The organism is Anaerocolumna sp. MB42-C2, from assembly GCF_030913705.1.
Classification (GTDB): Bacteria; Bacillota; Clostridia; order Lachnospirales; family Lachnospiraceae; genus Anaerocolumna.
On the sequence record NZ_CP133190.1, the window covers coordinates 3278859 to 3297398 of the forward strand.

At 36.4% G+C, this 18540-nt stretch carries 16 protein-coding genes and 1 other annotated feature; of the genes, 1 reads left to right on the plus strand and 15 read right to left on the minus strand.

What is annotated here, in order from left to right; translation table 11 throughout:
* Positions 1-330: 330 nt before the first annotated feature.
* From RBU59_RS14485 to RBU59_RS14505, 5 genes are all read right to left on the minus strand, one after another.
* Positions 331-747, minus strand: a complete 417-nt coding sequence (locus RBU59_RS14485; RefSeq protein WP_308143232.1) for a protease complex subunit PrcB family protein — start codon at positions 745-747, stop codon at positions 331-333.
* Between the two features lie 72 nt (positions 748-819).
* Entirely contained in the window at positions 820-2268 is a 1449-nt protein-coding gene (locus RBU59_RS14490) for a PEGA domain-containing protein (RefSeq protein WP_308143233.1), read from the minus strand.
* A 149-nt stretch (positions 2269-2417) separates the two neighbouring features.
* Positions 2418-3500, minus strand: coding sequence for a hypothetical protein (locus tag RBU59_RS14495; RefSeq protein ID WP_308143234.1), 1083 nt, complete (start codon positions 3498-3500; stop codon positions 2418-2420).
* A 139-nt stretch (positions 3501-3639) separates the two neighbouring features.
* Positions 3640-5019 carry a CCA tRNA nucleotidyltransferase gene (locus RBU59_RS14500; RefSeq protein ID WP_334307759.1) on the minus strand — a complete coding sequence of 460 codons (1380 nt, stop codon included), beginning with the start codon at positions 5017-5019 and terminating at the stop codon, positions 3640-3642.
* Between the two features lie 275 nt (positions 5020-5294).
* Positions 5295-7007 (minus strand): glycoside hydrolase family 2 protein, encoded by a 1713-nt coding sequence (locus RBU59_RS14505; protein WP_308143236.1) that lies wholly within the window; start codon positions 7005-7007, stop codon positions 5295-5297.
* A gap of 117 nt (positions 7008-7124) precedes the next feature.
* Here RBU59_RS14505 and RBU59_RS14510 point away from each other — a divergent pair, with 117 nt between their 5' ends.
* Entirely contained in the window at positions 7125-7949 is an 825-nt protein-coding gene (locus RBU59_RS14510; protein ID WP_308143237.1) for an AraC family transcriptional regulator, read from the plus strand.
* A 9-nt stretch (positions 7950-7958) separates the two neighbouring features.
* Here RBU59_RS14510 and proS read toward each other — a convergent pair whose 3' ends face one another.
* The 10 genes from proS to RBU59_RS14560 all read right to left on the minus strand — a co-directional run bounded on the left by proS (position 7959) and on the right by RBU59_RS14560 (position 18344).
* A complete protein-coding gene (gene proS, locus RBU59_RS14515) occupies positions 7959-9392 on the minus strand; it encodes a proline--tRNA ligase (protein WP_308143238.1) in 1434 nt (477 codons plus the stop codon).
* A 91-nt stretch (positions 9393-9483) separates the two neighbouring features.
* Positions 9484-9688, minus strand: a binding site (T-box leader).
* 48 nt (positions 9689-9736) lie between these two features.
* Entirely contained in the window at positions 9737-10798 is a 1062-nt protein-coding gene (locus RBU59_RS14520) for an AI-2E family transporter (protein ID WP_308143239.1), read from the minus strand.
* Between the two features lie 298 nt (positions 10799-11096).
* On the minus strand, positions 11097-11915 hold the full coding sequence (locus RBU59_RS14525; RefSeq protein WP_308143240.1) for a cytidylate kinase family protein: 819 nt from the start codon (positions 11913-11915) through the stop codon (positions 11097-11099).
* A gap of 109 nt (positions 11916-12024) precedes the next feature.
* Positions 12025-12543, minus strand: a complete 519-nt coding sequence (locus tag RBU59_RS14530; protein WP_308143241.1) for a nitroreductase family protein — start codon at positions 12541-12543, stop codon at positions 12025-12027.
* Positions 12544-12643: 100 nt separating this feature from the next.
* Complete coding sequence (locus RBU59_RS14535) at positions 12644-13228, minus strand: ATP-binding cassette domain-containing protein (RefSeq protein ID WP_308143242.1); 585 nt, start codon at positions 13226-13228, stop codon at positions 12644-12646.
* Between the two features lie 197 nt (positions 13229-13425).
* A complete protein-coding gene (locus tag RBU59_RS14540; protein WP_308143243.1) occupies positions 13426-14187 on the minus strand; it encodes an ABC transporter permease in 762 nt (253 codons plus the stop codon).
* A gap of 37 nt (positions 14188-14224) precedes the next feature.
* A complete protein-coding gene (locus RBU59_RS14545) occupies positions 14225-15337 on the minus strand; it encodes an ABC transporter substrate-binding protein (RefSeq protein WP_308143244.1) in 1113 nt (370 codons plus the stop codon).
* An 18-nt stretch (positions 15338-15355) separates the two neighbouring features.
* A complete protein-coding gene (locus RBU59_RS14550) occupies positions 15356-15613 on the minus strand; it encodes a TM1266 family iron-only hydrogenase system putative regulator (RefSeq protein WP_308143245.1) in 258 nt (85 codons plus the stop codon).
* Between the two features lie 546 nt (positions 15614-16159).
* The gene (locus tag RBU59_RS14555; protein WP_308143246.1) at positions 16160-16849 is read right to left on the minus strand and encodes a response regulator transcription factor; all 690 of its coding nucleotides are present in this window, start codon (positions 16847-16849) and stop codon (positions 16160-16162) included.
* Positions 16842-18344, minus strand: a complete 1503-nt coding sequence (locus RBU59_RS14560) for a sensor histidine kinase (RefSeq protein WP_334307736.1) — start codon at positions 18342-18344, stop codon at positions 16842-16844. The genes RBU59_RS14555 and RBU59_RS14560 overlap by 8 nt, the downstream gene beginning before the upstream one ends.
* Positions 18345-18540 lie beyond the last annotated feature (196 nt).

The window sequence follows — 18540 nt, forward strand, 5'->3', positions numbered from 1 at the left end:
AGCATGTAATTTCCAACCTGTCAATAAATTTTCTGACAACTTAAGGTTTTTAATGAACTTGTATATAAAAAAGGAAACAAATAAAATTGTAATTTTTTGCAAACTATAGTGATGATTCCAGTTAAGGAATAAAATATTTTTTCATTTTATCGTCATTTTACACAATAAAGCAGATTTATTTGTTTCATTTTCAGATAATCCAACTATATTTTTGTGATTTTTCTCCAATCAATGAATATTTCATTGTTCTTTATAAACAAAAGATAACAGTCTGGTTAAAGTAAGATAGCTTTTCCAGACTGTTGGTTATGTGGATGTTTGTTATTTGCTTTATTTGAATACTACGCTTTTGTCAATAAATTCCGTTTTTACAACAATATACGGATATGTAACTGCATTCGTTACGTAATCGGATTCAGTAGGACCTATCAGATTTGTATCAATATAAACCGCGTTTGATGTTAAGAATAAATCGTCAACTGAAATGCTGTAACCTCCTGTGGGCTGTTCTCCATATCCTACTACAATATACAAATTATCTGCATTAGAATAAGACATTTTGAAGGGTTCTTTTTTCTTTTCGTTTATTATCTGCATCAGCTGTTCCGGAACATCGGCATCCTCAACTACTGTAAATTCCAAATCTTTAATTTTCTTAATATCGGTATTTTCAGACTTACACCCGGTAAATAGTAGAGCGCTTCCAATTACCCCCAATAGAAGTAATATAATCCCAAGCCTTCTCATCTTAACCTCCATAGAATTTCCTTAATTTATTCTATGTCAGAAGTCCAGGAATATGCAAGAAGTCCACATATTCTACTCGGATTTGTCCAGTCCCGAAAAACTGTATTTCACATCCTCCTTGTCATCTTCAATTTCCACTGTGTAGGTCTTTGTCTGATGATTTGCTTGAATTAAGGTAATATAATGAGTTCCGGTTACTTTTGGAAAACTTACCGGGACGGTACCTTTAAACTGTCCGTCAAAATAAATACTGGCACCTTTTGGTTCCTGAACATAAATATTTTCAGAAGCTTTCACTTCATCATAATTTTTATCCGTATCTTTCTCATCCACCGTATCATTCTCGTCGGTACGTCCGTCAGAATCACTCTTTGTTGTGGAGCTGTTATTTTTGTCCTCGGTTTTAACAGGTGTTTCGGAGGTATTTCTGCCATCTGATTCAGTATTGTCTCCGGTATTCTGATTTTCCACAAGATCTATTGAAACGGTTTTACCTGGCCCTATAATCTCCAATTTACCGGAATAGGTAATATAACCGCCTAGCGCTACCTTAATGTTATATTCTCCGTAATTAAGTTCCAGTGCCTTGCTGTAATCTTTTAGTTCCTCATTAATAAAAAGATCTGCTCCCTCCGGAGTGATATTGAATTTGACTTTACCGATCTTTTTAGGCGGTAGTTTGAATTCGCCCATATTAATTACAGTATCCTGAAATGGAACTACTTCTGCTTTTTTGGAACCTTTCAGGGTTCCCTTTTCCATAGTCACATCATAGCTGCCTTCCTTAACAAGGATTGACATGTCTGAAACAATAGGTAATATTTCACTGTTCCCTATGTATACTGTACCTCCGATAAAATCTTTATAGTCCTCAAAGGTAACCGTACCATGTCCTCTGCTCACCTGAATGGACCATACTTCTTTATTATAACCCTTTACCACCAATTCATCTTTGGGATCCAGGTCTTTTGGGGTTAAAAACTGCTTCTGTTTAAAAATTACCACCCCTGCAGAATATTTGTATTTAGTTTCTGCAATGTTAAAAATGTTTTTTTCCTCATCCATGCTCCAATTGCTGACACCTTTATACTCCCAGGCTTTATTCGATATCTGAAGCTTCGATACTACAGAAGAGCTCTTATTATAATAAGCATCTACAATTTCTCCCAGGTTTAACTGGGATACCGATATTACCTTTTCATATTTATCAACTACATTTGTTCCGCCGGTAAGGGTAAGTATAATATCTTGTCCATCCTCTATGTCTAAAAGTGTTATGGTACCGGAACCGGTATCAATCCCTTTTAAAACTGCTAAAATCTTAGTATCCTCTACTTTATTATTACTTTCTTCTAAAGCGGCAGAGCTTTGTTTGTAATTTACTTTTTCTGAAGATTTCTGAGCTGCAATAGATAAAACCACAGTAACTAAAATAAGGAAAAAAGCGCCAAATAATAAAAAAGGAAACAAACCTTTATTATTTTTCTTATGTTCTTTATAACTGATTATCTTATCGTCCAATGTTTTACCTCTCACTATAGAATAAAATAAAAGGGTACCGGCAAAATCACATATAGAAAGGATTTTAAAAACACATATTAAAGCAGTCCCTTTACTGGTAATTTCATTATAGACTATTCCGAATTGTTAAGCAACTATACTTTATACCCTTATGTCAAGGTCGCTCTGAGGCATTCCAGAAATTGCTTCTTTCTATCCATCTGCTCCTGTATTCCGATTAGTTTCTGTATATTCCGCTGGGGGACCCAGGACTTCTTGCCATTATAGTAGAAGTTAGTAATTTTCCAAAACTTTTCGGGGTATAAAAGTAATACATAAAGTAGTTTTAGTTCGTCTTTATCAATTTGAAGTATGCGGTTATAATTATCCAAAATCATACTTCCGATATCCGGATCCCAATCATTTTTCTCCATGACTTTACGCATGAACTGATATATGTCCGTAATTTGAATTCCGACACAAGCACGGTCAAAATTAGTCGTTGCCATATTGGCTTTTATCGTTCCTCTTAATCCTGCTGCTGACAGAACTTCTTCATTTTTAGAAGAATTCCAGTTTACAGAATTTATTTGGTTTGCTTTAAGCACAATAACATTATGATACGTATAATTGCCATGACAAACACACCTATGCTCCACTGCCTCTTTCATCAGTTCGGCATAATTTGACTCACTAAGTATCCTGGTTGCTTCCTGAGACTGATTGTAAAATTCATCATAACAGTTTAAATAGCATAACTCAAACTCGTTTTTTTTTCTTTTTTCCCTTATGTAACTTCTGACCCTCTTAAGCTCACGGTTTCTTTTATCGAAGACCTCCAGTAGATCTACATATGAATTATGCAGTAACTGCTCTTCCGATAACGGAACTTCCCGGAGCAAGGTATGCAGTATTGCCAGATTAACGGTGGCATCCGCAACATCTGCCTCATCCCTTAAATTGCATTCTTCTCCCGGGAACCAATTTTTTAAAACATATTTATTACCTGCACTATCTTCCGTTACAATTTCATTCGAATAATTCTTAACATATAAATCTACATAGGGGTAATTTTGAATGGTTAAATACTCCAGTACCGTATTTTCAAAATCAACTCGGCTTTTTGAGCTCTCTAAGCTTTTCAATAGCTTGAGTCCCTTATCTGTCTCTAATATAAATGCCCCCCTGATTCTGTATGTATTGTAGATTTTTATATTATATTGTCTAAATAGTTCTAGATTTCTATCCTCCATAGGAAAGCCTCCTGACCCAAACTATTGCACCGCTACATAGGGGTGTCTCTTTTAATCCTATGATAAACCATTCCAATTCATGACAGGAATAGCAGGGATTTTGTGATAAAATTTGGAGGTTTTTTGTTTACCTATGGAGTTATTCTTCAGAATTTTCTATACCATCTGGCTTATATTGTAAAGCCATTCTCAGCAATATTTGTTTCTCATTCAGGTTGGGATTATCCAAAACCTGCTCCAACAGACGGTTCAGTATTTCTCCCATTTCTTTGCCCGGTTTAAAACCAATATATATTAAATCCTTACCATTTATTTTTAACATCTTGAGATTTACGCATTCCTGATTGGCTTTGATCTCCTGATAGATGACTTTGGCCTGGTCTAAATGATCCATTTTTTCTTTCCAGGTATTTGGATTTTGAGCGAGAGTATCTGCTGCTTTTACTTCAAACAGTAAATCAAAGATATCCATGCCTATCTTATTAACAGCTTTTCTCATATCCTGCGGTGTAAGGGAAAACTTATAATCATGCCATTTAATTAAACGAAACACCATATCAATCGTTTCATTGTCAAATTTTAATCTTCTCAAAATTAATTTCGCAGTTTCCGCACTTTTCTCTGCATGTCCATAAAAGTGATCGCCTTTTTGATCCGTTGTTTTGCAATATGGTTTCCCCACATCATGAAGTAATAGAGTCCACCGTAGGACCAGTGTTTCTTTGGGGTTAAAAGATACTGCACTATTCCCTGCTTCTTTCACTGCTTTTATGGAATGCATCCCAACCGAGTAGATATGATGGGGGTTATTCTGCTCCGTGTTCATCATAGTATCAAATTCCGGTAATACCACTTTTGTAATATCTGACTTTTGTGCATCGATCAATTTTTCCGGATGAGGAGATAAAAGAAGCTTATTTAGTTCCACCCGGATTCGTTCCGCACTGATTGCTTCCAGATTCGAAGCTTTGGCTATTACTGCTTCTAATGTTTTTTCCTCTATTTCAAAACCCAGCTGGGCAGAGAAACGAATAGCCCGTAAAATGCGAAGTGCATCTTCATCAAAACGTTCCGATGCACTTCCTACACAGCGTATAACTCCGTTTTGAAGATCAGAAAGCCCATTAAATACATCTACCAGCCCTTTTAGTTTATTATATGCCATTGCATTAATGGTAAAGTCCCGTCTTTTTAAATCTTCTATTAAATCTGCGGTAAATTCAACTGTTTTAGGCCTGCGGTTATCTTCATATTCTCCGTCTATCCGGTAAGTGGTGACCTCATAGCCCTCCTTTTCCAACATTACTGTAACGGTACCGTGCACAATACCTGTGTCTATGGTTCTACGGAATAGTTTCTTAACTTCCTGTGGTTTTGCAGAAGTCGTAATATCCCAGTCCTCAGGTTCCTTACCAAGAATAGAGTCCCTGATACATCCGCCGACTGCATAAGCTTCATAACCGTTTTTCATTAATTCATTTATAATATAATCCACCTTCTGGGGCAGTTCTATTTTCATGTTAATACTAAGCCCTTTCTGAATAAAATTCTTTGTATCCCGGGAAACAAACCCGTGTTCCTGATATGTTATATTATAGCCGAAGTTTTGAGGGATAACAATCATTTTTGCGGACATGCCGGATTTCAATAAAAAAACTCAAAGAATGAACAAAAAAACCTGTAAAAAGCTTACCAGGGGATTAAAAGAAATCCTTGATGAGCTTTCACAGGTTATTATAAATCGCATGACATGAAACTATTTAAAAATGTTTTGTTACTACTCTATATATTTTATTATTCCTCAACGGCAGCCTTCTTAGTATTAATGGCTTTTATAACTGCCGGATCAAATTTTGCTTTCCTGTAATAAGTATATAGCCCATTTACTTCCTGCTCAACATCATATAACTGAGTGTAACAGAATGCAAATATATTTGGGTTTTCTAAAAGTGTCGTAGTTAAACCATCATAACGGGATATAAATTCTTCTTCGGTTTTGGGCGCTTCACCATATCCCCAGCCGCCCTCTTCCGATACGGCAGGATCCCATTTAATACCACCGTATTCACTGATAAACACAGGAAGTCCTAGCGTATATTGCTGTCTTTTTATATGGTCGTCCTTTAATTCGCCTCCTGTTTTAAAATCTTCATAATACTCTTTAAATTTATCCGGATCCTGAGTGTAATTATGAAGATCGTATATATCTGTAATAACATGGAAGTTACCACTGGTGTCAATACAAGGTCTGGTTGTATCCAACTGTTTCGTTGTAAGATATACGATTCTTAGGGTATCATCGATTTGTTTTCTTCCTCTGTTATCCCAGGTTTCATTAAACGGACACCAGCCTACGATTGAGGGATGATTAAAATCTCTCTCCACTATTTCAAGCCACTCCGGTAAAAAGGCGTAAAGACCGCTTGGTTTTGATATATCTAAGCCCCAGTTAGCATGTTCTCCCCAAACCATGTAACCCATTTTGTCACAATGATATAAAAATCTGGCTTCGAAAACTTTCTCATGAAGACGTGCTCCGTTAAAACCCATATCCATGGATAATGTGATATCTCGAACTAATGTTTCCTCATCCGGTGCGGTATAGATTCCGTCCGGATAAAAGCCCTGGTCAAGTACCAGACGCTGGAATATGGATTTGCCATTTAGATAAAACTTCATATTCTTTAATTTAACTTCTCTTAAACCAAAATAACTCTTAACCACATCCTGTTCAAACTGAAGTTCCAAATCATAAAGATTTCCTTCTCCCAGCTCCCAAAGATGTATTTCACTAAGTTTAAGAACTGCCTGGATGTTTCCGTTTTCTGCGTGTACAGATACTTCTCCGCATTTTTTACCCTGGTAGCTTGCGACAGCTTTAAAGGTTCCGCTTCCTGCCACAGTTCCGGTTATGTACAGCTGCCCTTCTGATATATTAGGATAATATTTTACTGTTTTAATGTGTTTAACCGGTACATATTCAACCCACACTGTCTGCCATATACCCGTTGTCCTGGTATAATCACACCCTGAGGAATAATAACCGCTGCTTTGTTTCCCTTTGGGCTGTAATCCCGATCTGGTATCGTCTTTGGCATATACAGTTATATCGTTGCTTCCTTTACCTAAAAAGTCAGTGATATCAAATTGAAAAGAGGCATATCCGCCTTTATGTGTGCCCACTTCTTTTCCATTTACATAAACGTTGCATTCATAATCCACCGCACCAAAATGAAGCAGGATTCTTCCCTTTAACTCTTCCTCTGTGACTTCCACAGATCTTTTATACCACACAGCAGGTATGAAATCCTTATAGTTTATGCCGCTTAGTTCACTTTCCGGACAGAAAGGTACTATAATTTTGTCCTTTAACTCTTTCTTTTCATAAAATTTTCTATCAATCCCGCTGTTGCCAAAATCAAATTCGAATTGCCATTCACCGTTCAGATTCTTCCAATTATTTCGTTCCATTTGCGGAAACGGATGTTCCGGTCTTGGTATGCACATAACTCTATTCTCCTTTTTATATAGTTTGCAATTTCTTATTTACTTCTTTGTATTATACTGCTATATTATAGATAAAAACATGGATTTTACCCGCATCTAAGTGAGGAATACAATCATATGGAGCATATAGTAAGTTTTTTATACGATGAGAATAGAATTAATAATCAGTTTATTGTTGAAATGACAGGAATTACTTACCCGGATCCTCATTATTACGTTAATCGGGATAATTCCAGAATATTTTGCTTAGAGTATATTATGGAGGGTGAGGGGACTGTACATATGGACAACCAAATTATATATCCCTCCAAAGGAGATATTTATATCCTTCCCATAGGGCATCATCACCGCTATTATTCAAGTGCAGTCAATCCCTGGAAAAAAATCTGGATGAATATACATGGTCCCTTATGTGATCTGTTGGTAAAGACGTACCATCTGGAAGGGGTTTTACTGATTAAAAGTTTGAATTTGTTGGATTTATTTGAGAAATTTCTCACCGTCTGTGAAGACAAAGAAGCCGGAACTGCTGTTATATATCAGAAATGTGCTCTGATCTATCATGAAATCATCTCACGAATCAGCATGTATATGTATGATAAACCAATTGTTAATAATGCCACCGCGTATAAAATAAAAGAATATATCGATACGAATATTTATGAAAAGTTTTCCATAAACCGTTTGGCAGAAACAGCTTGCTTATCCCCTTCTCAATTAAACCGGATATTTAAAAAGGAGTTTTTGAAAACCCCATACGAATATATCCTGGAACAGAAAATAGAGACAGCTAAGCTGTTGTTAACCAATACAAATATTTCTATTAAACAGATTGCTTATCAGTTAAATTTTTCGGATGAACATTATTTTTCTAATTGTTTTAAAGAGAGATGCGGTCTTTCACCTAAAACATTTGCAGGCAGGGATAACCGTAATAAATAAATGATAAATTTAATAAGCTTTGCCCCAATAAACCATGGATTTCGCTTTTTTACCGCAGCATACGCAGGTGTCTGCAATATGCTCCTGTTCAAACGGCATACAACGGCTGGTTGCGCCAGTTTGTTCTTTGATTGCATCTTCACAGGCTTTGTCTCCACACCACATAGCTTTTACAAATCCCGGTTTATTCGCTATGGCATCTTTAAATTCTTCAAAATCAGATGCGCTGGTGGTATGGGAATCACGGTGATTTCTTGCTCTTTCCAACATTTCATTTTGCATGATTTCTAAAACTTCTGATACGGTTTTATCTAAATCATCCAGAGAAGCAACTATCTTTTCTCTTGTATCACGACGTACAATGACTGCCTGATTTGCTTCAATATCTTTTGGTCCGATTTCAATACGAATAGGAATACCACGCATCTCCTGCTCGCTGAATTTCCAGCCCGGACTCTTATCCGAATCATCTACTTTTACCCTAAAGCCACCCAGTTTTTCTTTCAGTTCGGCTGCTTTTAAAAGCACTCCCTCTTTGTGCTGTGCTATAGGAATAATCATTACCTGAGTAGGAGCAATTCTCGGTGGCAGAACTAAACCGCTGTCATCCCCATGTACCATAATAATAGCTCCGATTAAACGGGTTGTCATACCCCAGGACGTCTGATGAGCATATTGAAGTTTATTATCTTTATCCGTATATTGGATATCAAATGCACGTGCAAATCCATCTCCGAAATTATGACTGGTACCGGACTGAAGTGCCTTTCCGTCATGCATTAATGCTTCTATGGTATAGGTAGCCTTTGCTCCGGCAAACTTTTCTTTCTCTGTTTTCTTTCCTTTAACCATTGGAATCGCTAATATCTGTTCACAAAAATCAGAATATACATTTAACATCTGAATGGTTCTTTCTTCCGCTTCTTCTGCAGTGGCATGTATCGTATGACCCTCCTGCCACAGAAATTCCACTGAACGCAGGAAAGGCCTTGTGGTTTTCTCCCACCGAACTACGGAGCACCATTGATTATATAATTTAGGCAGATCCCTGTATGACTGTACAATATTGGAATAAAAATCACAGAATAAGGTTTCTGAAGTAGGTCTTACACACAATCTCTCCTGCAAAGGTTCCAGTCCGCCGTGGGTTACCCAGGCAACTTCCGGTGCGAATCCTTCTACATGATCTTTTTCTTTCTGCAAAAGACTCTCCGGTATAAACATAGGCATATATACATTTTCAACACCGGTCTCTTTAAATCTCCGATCCAGTTCTTTCTGAATATTTTCCCATATTGCATAACCATTCGGTCTTAAAATCATACATCCTCTTACACTGGAGTAATCAATTAATTCTGCTTTTTTAACAACATCCGTATACCATTGTGCAAAATCCTCTTCCATAGAGGTAATTGCCTCTACTAATTTTTTTTCCTTTGCCATAGCGCTTTCTCCTTTCGAGATTTAGGTTATTGAATTGATGAAAGTCAAATTCCCACTTGGTTTTTGGGAAATAAAAAAAAGCCTTTCATCCACAAGGGACCGAAAGACCTCGGCGGTACCACCCTAATTAACTGCATCTGCAGTTCTCTTTTCCCCCGTTAACGCCGGTTTTACGCTGTATTTTCACACAGTGCTCCAAGGTAGGTTCTATAACATTATCCTAAGAATCTCTCACCACTTAAATTCTCTCTCTGGGAGGATAATTTTTATATACTATTCCTTATCATTGCTTTTATATTGAAGATTTTATGCCACATCAAATATTTTGTCAAGTAATATTCCAATTAACCGTTATTTTTGCATAAATTCAGATGCTGCTTGTATTCATTCACTACAGTAGTAATAATTACTAATCCTAAAGGTCCCAGGATAAAACCTGCAATTCCGAATATTTTCAATCCGATATACATTGACATTAGTGTATAGATTGGTTTTATCCCAATACGATTACCCAGTAATCTGGGTTCTAAAAACTGTCTGATCAGCTGGCAGCCTAGATACAGCGTCAAAAGTACAGCTGCGGAATACAGATCGTGATTAAATAAAGATATGATTCCCCAGGGTACAAGAATAAGCCCGCTGCCCAATATAGGAAACGCATCAAAAATACCGATCCCAATACCTATGATTAATGCATATTTGTTATTAATAAGTAATAATCCCACTGTACATAATCCGGAAATTAATGTCATCATGATAGCCTGGGTTCTTAAGTAAGCAATACCCATCTCAGATAATTTACTGGTAATAAGATGAATATCGGGGTAAAAAATTGAATTACGAAAGCTATTTCCATATTGCTCTTCATCCTTAATAAATAACAAAATAGAGACTAATATTATCAATAGAAAGCCGGCAATTCCTACTAAACCAATCATTATGTTTAAGCTTTGGGAAGTTATAACCGGCATGATTTTTGTTTTCATTATACCTAACATTCCATCCATACTGCTATAAAAATAACTTCTCATAGTTCCCAGCTGTATTCCGAAGAATTCATCGCACCCATCACAGAAAGTATCTACATGAGCTCCTAATATGGACAGGTAGATAGGCATATTTCGCAGCAGTACAGTTAACTGCTGTAGGAACAGACCGCATAATTTACATAAAGTCCAGATTACAGCCGATCCTAATAAACTTAGAGACAGGATTCCACCAACCATTTTTGGCATATGGATTTTTTTATTTAAAAATCTCACCACGGGTAAAAGTATCCATGCTATAAAATATGCCAGTACAAACGGAATAAAAAGGGGAAGAATATATTCAAAACCGATATACACTCCAATAATTGCTGCTATTACAACATATAATAATTTTACTTTATTATTTATGTTAATCATAGAATCCTCCCTTCATCAATCATAATTTAAATGCTTTTACAGTGGAAATTCCTTTCCGATGTTATTTGACAATTAAGTTAAAAACAGAGAGTAATTACATAAGTTGTAATTACTCTCTAAAGTATTGTCTGCAAAATTATTAAATGTATGTTAGGTGATTACTGCAAGGATTTCAAAAGAATGGGTTACCAAAATTATTAGAATGTTCCATGTATAAGCATTAAACAATAAAATACCATGTTTTAATAAAAACCATATCTTAATTAATACCATTGAAATCCCATACAAAAAATATAAATTATCTTATCGCAACAGGTACATATGGTACTTCAGCTGCTGCAGCAGCTTTTACCTGATCCATTCCTTCCAGTATAGTATATTCATCACCGTTTTTACTTACCGATATGGTAGTCTCAATGTAATCGCTTAATTTTTTATACTTTTCTACCAATTCTTTTAAATCATTTAATTCCTCGGCTAAAACCGGATGTGGATATAATCTTTTAGGTGAGATAAGAATTCTGTTAATTCCCTGATTTCCGGATTCAAATTGCCCTCTTTCTTTCATAACTGCTTCAAACTTCTTAGCTTCCTGCATAATAATAGATGCAATTTTTTCAGATGTACAGCATGTACTATCTATTACCAAATTATAATTCGAAAAGTCAAAATAACTTAAATTATACATATCTTTATAACGTTTATCTTCTGTCGCTGCTCTTGCTGCAAGCATCTCCTTCGCTTCCGTTACAGAGGAATACTTTTCTACATTTCCGCGGTCATCGTTTTTTACCCTCTCTGCAGCAACATTAAGGCTTACGGATAAAAATACTTTAAAAGACTGTTCTACAAAATGCCAGGCCAGTCTGGAATCAAATATAATATTTTTGTCTCTGTTTTCTCTTGAAATCCTGGCTGTTGCATCATCGATCATGGTATCATATTTACGGTCACTGCACATTAACTGATTCATTTCAAGCGTAGTGATGTTCATCTCTTCCGCGATTTCACGCTGCACCTTACCGGTGGAATAGATTTCAAATCCATATTTATCCTCTAATATCTTACATATAGTAGATTTTCCGCTTCCTAGATTCCCTGTAATAGTGATATGCATAACGTCCTCCCTGGTATTAAAATAATCTATCCTTTTGATTCTGTTTTTATTTCTTTATAGTGTTAAACATTATACCACCACATATTCCGTACGTAAAGACTTTAGAGGATCAGAAAGCATTAAAATGGATTTTTTTAAGGGGCAGATCCGCTTCCTTATGAGATTCTTTTTCTTCAGCCGGGTACCCTAAGGCCAGGATACATTCTGTTTTATATTTAGCCGGAACACCCAGTAAATTTTTTATATAAGAGTCTACGGTTTCTCCTTGGGGTGTCAGCCTTTCCCTTACTTGCACCCAACAGGAGCCGAGTCCGAGGGAATGAGCCGATAATTGTATCATTATTGCAATTATTGAGGCATCTTCAGTCCATACATCGGAACATTTGGCGTCAGCGAGAACCACAATTCCTGCAGCTGCACCGGATATGAGTTTGGAAGCCGGTCCCCTGGATTCACTTAATTTCTGCAATAATTCTCCGTCAGTTACCACAAGTAATTCCCATGGCCTTAATCCTTTGGAGGAAGGAGCCATTAAGGCGCCTTTTAAAATCTCCTCCATTTTATCCTGTTCTATTGCCTTATCCTGAAATTTTCGGATACTTCTTCTTGTCTTATATAAATTCAGCATACAAAACCCCTTTCTTATAAATTAATATTAGGATCAGTGTGTCAATGGCCTCGTAAAAAAATAAAAGCCACAAACAAACCACAGTCAAAGTCAGCTGACTTTATCTGTGAGACGATAGTGAAATCAGATCGGCAAAAAGCGCCTCCACTTCCTCTTTATTATGGGTTATCACAATCAGGGTTTTGCCCTTAGTCTTTTGTCTGACGTAATCGATGACCTGATTTTTTAATTTATTATCCAAACCTTTAAAGGGTTCATCCATAATAATAATGTCACTGTTTGCCATAACTGCTCTGACTATAGCCACCCTTCGTTTCATACCTCCGCTTAACTCATTTACCTTCTTCTCATAATCTGTTAAACCAACGGATTCCAGTTCATTTTTAATCTGGCTTTCAGTCACTTTTTTATTGCAAACCATTTTAATATTTAAGATTGCACTTATTTCTTCACATAGACGGTTTTCCTGGAATACAGCCGCAAATTTTTTACCGGCAACTCCTTCTATCACGCCGGAATCTGCTTTAACCAAACCCATTAAGATATTAATCAGAGTGGTTTTTCCTATCCCCGATGGACCCATAATGCAGGTAATATTCCCCTCCTTAATCTCCAGGTTTAGCTGATTCAGCACCGGTATGCCATCATATTTTTTTGTCAGATTTCTTACATTAATAGTATTCATAGCCAGCTCCAAGGTTATCAAATATACTGTTTTTCTGGTAATTATTGAGTGTCAAAAGCCAACTTTAAATTATGATTGTCAATTAATTGTAATGCTTTGATACCAAAATCCTAAGTTAGTAAAATTTATTTCCAGATGATTAACGTCTATTTTATTCCGCAGTGATTTTAGTCCAAATCGGTTTTGCCATATTCTATTTAAGTTAACATAATCTGGACTCTGTGAATGAGACAAATAATTAATTTTTCGGAAATCACACTAATAAGAATTATAACTATCGTCCATGCAAATAATTCATCCGTCATTAAATATATTTTAGCCTCATATAACTGTTCTCCAATGGAATACTTGGGTAATCCGATAACTTCAGCAGCAATTCCCGCTTTCCAGCACAATCCAAGTCCAACCGTGCTGGCCGATACAAAATAAGGCATAACTGCCGGGAGATAGATATAACGTACCCTCTTAAATGGAGTAATTTGAAACACATAAGCCATTTCTTTTAGTTTGGTATCCGTTCCCATAATACCTTGCAAAACATTCACATAGATCACCGGTATTACCATCAGAAACGAACATAATATGGACAGATTTTTTGACTCCACCCATAATAAGGCTAAGATAATAAACGATGCCACCGGTGTTGCCTGTATGATTTTCATTAAGGGAGAAATTATTTCTTTTAATACTAAAATTTTATAAGATAAAACAGCAAGTAAGATTCCAAAAAAGATTGCAATCAAAAATCCCATTAATATCTTTAAAAAAGAATTGAAAATTGACAGCCAAAAGACACTTTTACCGGCTAAAGCTCCGAAAGCTTTTATAACGGCAAAGGGAGATGCTAAAAGCATCTCCTTAGAAACAAGTTTACTTGCAAGCTGCCAGACCGCTATCCAGAAAAAAACTGCCAAGAATCTATATTTACTATTATATACAGCCGCTTTTAACTGTTTCATACCGGATTCCTTTCTGCCTGAATAACAAACAGTTATTTTATTTAATATAATAAAAAGATTCATCAGGAAGTTTACCGCCTACCGTATCCGGATTCTGTTCAAATAAAGTCTCCAGGTAACCGCTTATTTTCCCTTTCATGTCCTCACCCTGAATCGAAGTAATATTACAGTACGGTAAAGCCTTTAATACAGGTGCAGCTTTAAAAATATCAAATTTTTCTATTAAAGCAGCTGCGGCTTCCTTATTACTATTTACATACTGTGCAGATTCTTCATATTCGGAGAGAAAAGTATCAACGGCTGCTTTATTCGTTTCCAGGAATTTTTTATTTATAACAATAACACCGGTTACTACCGTACTGCCATTCTCACTGATTTTATCCCATTCCTTCGTGACATCCAATGCAATTCTTAAATTCTTATTATTCATCATTACAGTCGTTACAAAGGGTTGAGGAAGCATAGCTACCGCATCTGTGGCTTCCTTTAAAACTGTGGCTACTTCCGTAGCTTCTGACTTGTACTCTATCGTTACATCCTTTGCCGGATCAATTCCATGGGAAGAAAGTAAATAATTTAACGTATATTCCGGCGTTGTACCTTTACCGGTGGAATAAATTGTCTTACCTTTTAAATCCTCTACACTGTTAATTTCTTTCCCGGTCTCAACTACATATAGTACCCCCAATGTATTAATACCCGCCACAACAAGGCCGCCTTTGGATTTATTATATAATACTGCAGCTAAATTGCAGGGAATAGCAGCAATATCAAAGTTGCCTTTTATGATTCCCGCGGTAATTTCATCCGGTGCACCTGCTATAGTGAAATCATAGTTATTGGCCGCCTCACCTTTTTCAGAATCATCCATAATTTTAACCATTCCCATTGCCGTCGGTCCCTTTAAGGCGGCAATATGAATATCCATCTTTTCCTCCGGTGCCACGCTCTCTGCGGATTCTGCCTCCTCGGTATTCTCTTCGCTCTTTGCCGGATCTTCCGCTGAGGTTGCCTCCTGTACGGTTTCCGTTAAGGTATCTTTTGCTGCATTGCTTTCTGTGTTTCCACTATTTTTTACATTCTTCTGGCATCCTGCAGTCATTGTTAACGTTAAAATCATAACCAACAGTATTGATATATATTTTTTCATATTATCTTTCCTCTTTTCCTATCTTTCTTTACCATATTTAGAATATACTGTTTTTACGTTTATTCCTTCCAGCATACCTAATTTACCGGATAAGGAGCTGATTGTATTATTATCCGCATCAATAACGATACTGATAATACTTACCCCTTTCTCCTTATAGGGGATCCCCATCCTCCCTACAATATACTTACCATATTCATGAAGAATCTGATTCACGCTTTCTACTACTTCTACATTCTCCACAATGATTCCGATTAGCGCAATTCTAGTTTCCACTTAATTTTCACCTCCTGGGTTAAATTGACTGCTGTTTTTAATAGGCTATAAGCTTTCGTGACAATCTGCCTCTGATTCCTTTTACACATCCTGCCGGTCGAGAACAATGCTTATATTTACTATAAACAAAAAACCTCCGTTACCTAAAGGTTCCGGGGGCTTACTTAATTTCTATTCAGTCACCGTCTTACCACCAGGGCTTTCCCTTATGCGTTTTAGAACGATATATGCCTTTTAACAGTCTCTTCATCAGTTATTCCTTTTGAATTGACTTCTATATTCTACCATTTATAAAATCCTTTGTCAAATGCTATACAGAAGTAGCAGGTCTCGGGGTTTTCGTTTTGGCGCTGCAATTCTCCGGTTTTCGGTGACATTACACTCATAACAAACACGTCGCGTTTGTTGCCTGTGAACAGTACCTTCTCTTTATTTCTCTCACAACACAAACCACAAAATAAAGCCTGCCGTAAATTCTAAGCATACTATGTGAGATAGTTTGTTAAATACAGAATTTACAAGCGGGCTTTTATATTATAATGGAATTTATACCTTAAATCGGTACCCAACACCCCAAATAGTCTCGATATATTGAGGTTTTGAAGTGTTAAATTCAATCTTTTCACGGATTTTTTTAATGTGTACCGTAACGGTAGCAATATCACCGATCGATTCCATATCCCATATTTTCTGGAATAATTCTTCTTTAGTATAAACATGGTTGGGGTTCTCTGCCAAAAAAGTCAAAAGGTCAAACTCTTTAGTGGTAAAACTTTTCTCTTCATTATTTACATACACTCTTCTGGCTGTTTTATCAATTTTAATTCCCCTGATTTCAATGATTTCATTTTCTTTTGTACTGGTACCGATTAATCTCTCATATCTGGCCAAATGAGCCTTAACCCTGGCTACTAATTCACTTGGGCTGAATGGTTTGGTAATATAGTCATCCGCACCGAGTCCTAATCCCCTGATTTTATCAATATCATCCTTCTTGGCGGAAACCATAAGTATCGGAATATTTTTAACTGCTCTGATTTTTTTGCATATTTCAAAACCGTCTACATTGGGAAGCATTAAGTCCAATATAATTAAATCAAATTCTTCATTCACTGCTCTTGCTTCTCCGCCATCACCCGTGGTTTCCATCTCAACCTCGAAGCCGCTTAGCTCCAGGTAATCTTTTTCTAATTCTGCAATTGCAATTTCATCCTCTACAATTAATATCCTACTCATATTCTGTAACCTCCTTACATTTTTTCAAGGTGATGTAAATCGTTGTACCTTTTCCTTCTTCACTTTCAGCCCATATGTTACCCATATGGTCCTGGATTATTTTCTTGGCAATTGCCAGACCTAAACCGCTTCCGCCTTTGGTTGAATTACGGGAGGAATCAGCCCTGTAAAAACGCTCAAATATATACGGCAAATCCTTAGAAGCAATACCCTGTCCGTTATCTGCAATTGAAATCTTAACAGATTGACCTATATCTTCAATCTGAATTTTTATGAGACCTTTTCTGGTACCAATATATTTAACGGAATTTCCGATAATATTATTGATAACACGTTTTAACTGTTCCGCATCTGCCGACACTTTAAGTGCAGGATCAGTTTCGTTTCTATAAACAACCTCAATATTTTTAACCTCCAGATCCAAAGTCAGTTCCTCTATGCAATCACTGAAATAATCATGCAGATTAATATTGGTAAAAGTATACGGCATGGTATTGCAGTCTATTTTGGAATAAAAGGATAATTCATCCACCAAAACGGACATATCATTGGCTTTCGTATATATGGTCTTTATATACTTGGCCTGCTTCTCTTTCGTATCTGCCACACCATCCATAATACCCTCTGCATAACCTTTTATGGCAGTGATAGGCGTTTTTAAATCATGAGATATATTACTGATTAGCTCTTTAGTATCCTCTTCATACTTAAGCCTTACTTCAATAAGCTCCTTAAGGCGGATACGCATTTCTTCAAAATCTACACAAAGCTGTCCGATCTCATCCTCCGGATCGCCCTCAATAGAATAATCCAGATTACCCTCTTTCATGGCATCCGTAGCCGCATGCAGGGTATTTAACGGCCTTAAAATACTCCGATATATCCAGATAATCAGCACACCTGCTGTTAATATTACCACAAAGACCAGAGAGCATACCATCTGTATTGCGGAGGATCTGATCTGCGGCACTAAAGTATCTACGTCCGTAATAACAAAGATACTTCCTTCTGACCCGTCCGTAAAATGAAAATCCTGTTGTTTCAGTAAAAATGGGTTTTTGGTGTCAATATACATACCGCCTTCCATATCGGTTGAGTATTTACCATACTTCGGCAAGTATCCTTTAATATATTCCAGATTCTCGTTCTTACCGCTGTATATGATTTGATCGCCTTTTCTTAAAACAATATAAGAATACTTACCCTTTAGTTCTGAATTCAGGTAATTTATATATGTTTCATCCTCAAATCTCTCCGATTCCTGCTTGGAGGTAATCACAATTTCATTATAAACTCCCCTGGTTAACCGGCTTAAAATCTGCAGCGGATTAGAAATCAGCTTAATAGTATCCGATTTCACATCATAGGTCTGCTCTATGGAATTGGCTTGAAATCTTACAATGGTTCCGGCTGCAAGAGTAATTAAAAAAATAGGTAATGCTGTAATTATTAAAAATGCTGTTAACAGCCTGCTTTTCAGTTTCAAATTCTTCACCTGCTTTATATGATTCACTCATCAATAGTAGTTTTATTATATTATAAACAAAAGCCGTGTTCATAATCTTATAGTTCCAATCGGAATATGCACGTTTACCTGCAATTCCTTATTCCGCTTTCATTATATCATACTTCAACCGGAATAATATATAAACTAACCATGACTTTTATAAATATTTTATTAAACTTATATT

Bases quoted from the DNA above. Each gene is read 5' to 3' on its own strand.
- RBU59_RS14485 (WP_308143232.1), bottom strand. From the start codon at position 747: ATGAGAAGGCTTGGGATTATATTACTTCTATTGGGGGTAATTGGAAGC.
- RBU59_RS14495 (WP_308143234.1), bottom strand. From the start codon at position 3,500: ATGGAGGATAGAAATCTAGAACTATTTAGACAATATAATATAAAAATC.
- RBU59_RS14500 (WP_334307759.1), bottom strand. From the start codon at position 5,019: ATGAAAATAGAACTGCCCCAGAAGGTGGATTATATTATAAATGAATTA.
- RBU59_RS14505 (WP_308143236.1), bottom strand. From the start codon at position 7,007: ATGTGCATACCAAGACCGGAACATCCGTTTCCGCAAATGGAACGAAAT.
- RBU59_RS14510 (WP_308143237.1), top strand. From the start codon at position 7,125: ATGGAGCATATAGTAAGTTTTTTATACGATGAGAATAGAATTAATAAT.
- proS (WP_308143238.1), bottom strand. From the start codon at position 9,392: ATGGCAAAGGAAAAAAAATTAGTAGAGGCAATTACCTCTATGGAAGAG.
- RBU59_RS14520 (WP_308143239.1), bottom strand. From the start codon at position 10,798: ATGATTAACATAAATAATAAAGTAAAATTATTATATGTTGTAATAGCA.
- RBU59_RS14525 (WP_308143240.1), bottom strand. From the start codon at position 11,915: ATGCATATCACTATTACAGGGAATCTAGGAAGCGGAAAATCTACTATA.
- RBU59_RS14530 (WP_308143241.1), bottom strand. From the start codon at position 12,543: ATGCTGAATTTATATAAGACAAGAAGAAGTATCCGAAAATTTCAGGAT.
- RBU59_RS14535 (WP_308143242.1), bottom strand. From the start codon at position 13,228: ATGAATACTATTAATGTAAGAAATCTGACAAAAAAATATGATGGCATA.
- RBU59_RS14540 (WP_308143243.1), bottom strand. From the start codon at position 14,187: ATGAAACAGTTAAAAGCGGCTGTATATAATAGTAAATATAGATTCTTG.
- RBU59_RS14545 (WP_308143244.1), bottom strand. From the start codon at position 15,337: ATGAAAAAATATATATCAATACTGTTGGTTATGATTTTAACGTTAACA.
- RBU59_RS14555 (WP_308143246.1), bottom strand. From the start codon at position 16,849: ATGAGTAGGATATTAATTGTAGAGGATGAAATTGCAATTGCAGAATTA.